Below are 4,913 nucleotides of genomic sequence, written 5' to 3'. Positions count from 1 at the left end.
GGTCTTCGCTGCTGGCTTTGTCGACGTCATAGCTGAGCAGCGGCACTTCCGGCGCCACCGTGTCACGGCCGGGGCCGGCGAGCGGCTGCAGCTTGGCGGTGACCACGATCAGCTTCGGCGCATCGCTGCCGTAGAACTTCAGACGCTCGGCGTCGACGCCGATGTTGCTCGACACCTGCACCTGCAGATAACCGTCCTCGCCGAGTTCGGAAACCCGCGCGCCCGGCGCATGGCCGAGCTCCACCGTCGCGGTTTCGATGAAGCGGGAGGACGAGGCGCAGCCGCTCAGCAGCAACAGCGGAACGGCGGCGGCAAGGGCGAGGCTGGCGCGAAGCATCATTGGAAAGCCGACAAAAGTGGATCGATGGGTGTCGAGACAGCAACACGAGGGACAGCGTAAAGCCTGCGGCGGTTCAGTCGGCAATCCGTTCCGGTGACATCGGCAGCCAGCTCGCAGTGGCCGTCAGCACCAGTCCGGCGCGGATCGCGCGGCCCGGAAACACCTTGCCGATGGCATCGACATAGGCATCCATCTGGCTGCGATGCTGCTGCGCGAGGCTGACGGCATCCGGCCGCGGCGCGGTCTTGTAATCGATGATCCACAGCTGCGTGCCGTCGTCGATCAGGCGATCGATGATGCCGCTGCGCGGCGTGCCGTCATCGGCCTGCCACTGGACCGGCACTTCATTCCAGGCCCGCACGAGCCGTGCCGGATCGAACAGCATCGCCAGCGCTGGGTTGGCCAGCACGGCGCGCGCTTCGGCGAGCCAGCCGTCTGTGAGGCTCGGGTCGACGATTTCGCCGAATTGGGCTTCCAGCTGGGCGACCAGACCGTCTGCACGCAGTGCGAGACCACGCACCAGCTGCTCGATCAGCCAATGGATCGCCCGGCCGCGCAGCACGGCATCGGGATCGCGTGCCGCGCTGTCGCCGGACGGTGTCGCGCTACTGCGCAGCAACGCGGGCAAGCGTTCACGCAGCCGCGGCGATTCGGCAGGCGCTGCCGCCGTGGCGGCCACGGCCGCTGCCGGGATCACCGGAAAATGGCCGAGGCGGATGCCGAGCGTGCCTTTCGGCGCATCGGCCAGCGGCTGCGAGCCGTGCTCGGCGACCAGCAGGTTCATCGCGTCGACGGCGTGCTGGTGCCAGCGGCGCAGCCGGTCTTCCTGCTTCTGCGCGAACGCCGACACGAACAGGTACTGGCGGGCGCGGGTAGTGGCGACATACAGCAGGTTCAGCACTTCGCGATCCTGTTTTTCGCGACGCGCTTCGATCAGTTCTTCGCTGCGGGCGTCGCGCTCGGGCTTGGCGCCGATCAACACGAAAGCGCTGGGCCGGTCGGCGTCCGATGGCCAGTCGACCAGCCAGCCGGCATCGCGGCTGCTCGGTGTCGGTGCGGTATTGACCACGAACACGGCGGGCGCTTCCAGGCCTTTCGAGGCGTGCACTGTCATCACCCGCACGGCGTCGGCGGTGGCTGGCGGCGCTTCGTCGGGCGCGTCCTTGCCGGCAGCGGCGAGCCGGGCCAGCGCCTGGTTCAGACGGCCGAGCGTCGGATAGCGGCCCTGGTCGATGTTCAGCACCTGCTGCATCAGCGCGCCCAGATTGACCCGGATGCGCCGGTCCGCGGGCATCACCGCTTCGTAGCGCGATGCCAGGTCCAGCTCGCCGTCGATGCGATCGAGCAGGTCGTGAGCGGGCAGGCGGCTGGCCGCCGCCAGCCAGGCCGCGATGGCCGTGGCTGCGCGAGCCAGCGGTTCGCCCAGGGCATCGTGCCCGGCGTCGCGGCTGGCTAGCGCCTGCAGGCGGCTCCACCAATCGCGGCCGTCGTCGCGAGCCAGGGCCAGTTGCACCAGATCATCGTCGCTGGCTGAGAACATCGGCGAGCGCAGCACCTGGGCCAGATCGAGATCGCGCTGCGGGCTGTCGAGCAGGCGCAGCAGGGCCATCAGATCGCGCGCCAGCACGGTGTCGAGCAGACCGCCGCGCGCTGATCCTACGAATGGAATCCGCGCTTCGGCCAACGCCTGTTCGATGGCGCGCAGATGGGTGCGCTCGCGGGCCAGGATCATCACATCGGCATAGCCGAGCGCACGCGCCGGCTGGCCATCGACAGCGACCGGCAGCCGGGCATCGATCAACGCGCGGATGCGCGCCGCGACCTGAGCGCCTTCGCGGGCGGCGAGGCTCTGCTCCTCGTCCGCAAGCGCTTCCGTCAGCGGATCGCGCAAGCTGCCGACGACCAGTTGCTTGCGGTCGAGCTTGTCGGCCGCAGCGGCGGCCAGCGCTTCTACCTCGGGCACGACTCTCGGTAGCACTTCCACCGCGCCCCAGTCGTCGCTGCGCCAGGTGGCGTGTGGCTCGAAGCCGATCGCCGTCGCGTCCTCGCCGGTGAACAGCGCATTGACGAAAGCGATCACCGCCGGTGCGCTGCGGCGCGACTTGTTCAGCGTCTCCTCGGTACCGGCCAGACGATCGCGCAGATGCTCGCCGGCTCGCTGCAGCAGTTCGGGATTGGCGCGCCGGAAACCGTAGATGCTCTGCTTGGGATCGCCGACCACGAAGGCGCTGCGCGGCCGTTCCCGGTCGTCGGCCATGTTGTCGAGAATGGTCAGCAGCAGCGACCACTGGGTCGGGCTGGTGTCCTGGAATTCATCGAGCAGCAGGTGATCGATGCGGCGATCGAGCTTGTACTGCACCCAGTCGCGGTCCGGCCCGCGCAGCAGCTTCCAGGCCTGCCATTCGAGATCGTCGAAGCCGAGCGCATTGCGCGCGCGCAGCGCTTCGTCACGCGCGGCCAGCAGGCGGATGCCGAGCGTCGCCGCGGCGACACCACGCTGCCAGTTGCGGCGTACGGTGCGCGCGGCGCTGATGGCTTCGAGCGTGGTGCAGATCGTCTCGTACACCGCCATGAAGCGGAAAAATTCGGCCTGGCTGACTTTGGCCTTGATCTTCAGCTTGCGGCGTTCGCCATCGGTCAGGAATTTCTGCGCGGCCGCCAGGCGAGCAAGAGCATCGGTGGCGGCCAGTGCCGTCGCCGGTACCTCGGCCTTCAGATGGCCGAGTCCGCCGAAATCGATCAGCAGGTCATACGCACGGTTCAGTTGCTCGACGAATTCCGGCGTCATCAGCGCCGCTTCCGGAGGTGTTGCATCGTCCGGATCGACGCCGAGTTCGTCGGCGAGCATTGCCGAGTAGTTGGCGATCTGCTCGTCGGCCGGCCAGTCCTGCACCAGCGCGCGCCAGTCGCTGCGCTGCTGGATGAAGCCATCGAGCCAGCCGCGCAGCTGGTGTTCGCTGGCGCCGTCGTCGATCAGCTGCCTGAAGGCGCGGGCTTCCACGCTGTCCGGCTGGCGATGCAGCGCGGCCAGCAGCGTGGTCCAGGCTTCGGCCAGCAGTTCGCGCTCGTCTTCCAGCAGCGTGTATCCGGGCGGAATGCCGGCTTCGATCGCGAAGCGGGTCAGCAGGTCCTGGCAGAACGCGTGCAGGGTCAGCGCACGCAGGCCGAACGGGGCCTGCAGCAGGCGCTCGTACTGGCTGCGCGCCAGCGCTCGCAGCGTGTCGTCCGGCTGCAGGTCGATCTTGACCAGCTCGCGATCGAGCGCCTCGTCGCTGGCGAACGCCAGCTCGCGCAGTCGGCTTTCGACCCGCTCGCGCATCTCGGCCGCGGCCTTGCGGGTGAAGGTCAGCGCGAGGATGCCGCCGGGATCGGTGCCGGCCAGCAGCAGGCGCACGACCCGCGACACCAGCTGCCAGGTCTTGCCGCTGCCGGCCGAGGCAACGACGCTGACCGAGCGAGCGGGATCAAGCGCGAGGTTCACGACGCGGCCACCCAGCTGCCACGCCGGCACAGGCCGCTGTGATCGCAATACTCGCAGACCGCAGCCGCGCCGTTCGCCGGCAGCGCGTGGCCGGCCTCGAGCCGGCTGCGCAGCGATTGCAGTCGGGTTTCGATGGCCGACAACAGCGGTGTCAGCGCATCAATCGGCACGCTGACGATGCGCTTGTGCGCGGCCAGATCGCCGCCGAGCTTCCAGTATTCGATCGCCGCCGGATCTTCGACCGCCAGCGCGTAATGCGGCAGTTGCACCGCTTCGCCGGAAACCATGGCCTTGGCATCGGGCACCCGGCTGCCGGTCTTGTAGTCGACGACGGTGGCACCGTCCGCGCGGTGCTCGATGCGATCGACCAGGCCGGCCAGCGTCCAGCCGGCGCGCTCGCGGGGCAGCTCGACTTCGACCTGCACGCGCGCATCGCTGCGTTCGGCCAGTTGCGTGGCCAGCCAGGGCCGGACCCTGGCGAATTCGCGCTGCCAGACCGCGGCCATCGGCCGACTTGCGAGATCGGGCGCGAACACGGCGTAAGCCAGTGTTTCGAGATGGCTGGCGATCGGCTCGGCTTCGGCTGGGCCGGCATACGGCGGCGGCAAGCTGGCGTCGCGGTGCTCGTGGAAGGCGCACAGGATGCGATGCACGCGATCGCCGTAGTCACTGCGATCCGGCTCGGCGTCCGGGTCCTGGCCGGCGTCGAGGCGCAGGTTCTTCGCCGCATGCCAGCGGTAGGGACATTCGATCAGCTGCTGGTGGCTGCCGGCACTCAGGCGGGCCGGCAGCAGCGCCGCCGAGGCCATCGGTGCGGGCATGGTCTGCGGCTGCAGATCGATGGCGATGCGCGGCGCGATCCGGGTCGCGGCCAGCCCGGCGCGAGCGGCGAGTGCACTGTCGTGCAGCGCGTCATGGCCGGCGGCCTGCGCCTGCGCGGCCAGCGCTTCCAGCCAGGGCGAGGGCTGCGGCGTGTCGCCGTCCTCGTCGGCGGCATAGCTGGCGATCACCGTCGGCGCGGCTTCGAGCAGGCCGCGCAGCCGGCTCAGGCCCAGGGCCTGCCGTACCGGCCAGCCTTCCAGGCCCAGCTCG

General features: G+C 69.4%; 3 protein-coding genes. All 3 read right to left on the bottom strand.

From position 1 onward, the window contains the following. On the bottom strand, positions 1 to 337 hold a 337-nt coding region (locus QZY06_RS02030; protein WP_295679520.1), incomplete at its 3' end, for a hypothetical protein. Between the two features lie 76 nt (positions 338 to 413). After that, positions 414 to 3,821 (bottom strand): exodeoxyribonuclease V subunit beta, encoded by a 3,408-nt coding sequence (locus QZY06_RS02025; RefSeq protein WP_295679517.1) that lies wholly within the window; start codon positions 3,819 to 3,821, stop codon positions 414 to 416. Further along, a partial coding sequence (locus tag QZY06_RS02020; protein ID WP_295679515.1) for a PD-(D/E)XK nuclease family protein occupies positions 3,818 to 4,913 on the bottom strand: 1,096 nt, incomplete at its 5' end. The genes QZY06_RS02020 and QZY06_RS02025, both read right to left, overlap by 4 nt.

It is taken from the genome of uncultured Nevskia sp. (assembly GCF_903885465.1).
In the GTDB taxonomy this organism is placed as follows: Bacteria; Pseudomonadota; Gammaproteobacteria; order Nevskiales; family Nevskiaceae; genus Nevskia.
Note: the sequence above shows the minus strand (reverse complement) of the source record. Positions and strands in the feature narration are given on the sequence as shown.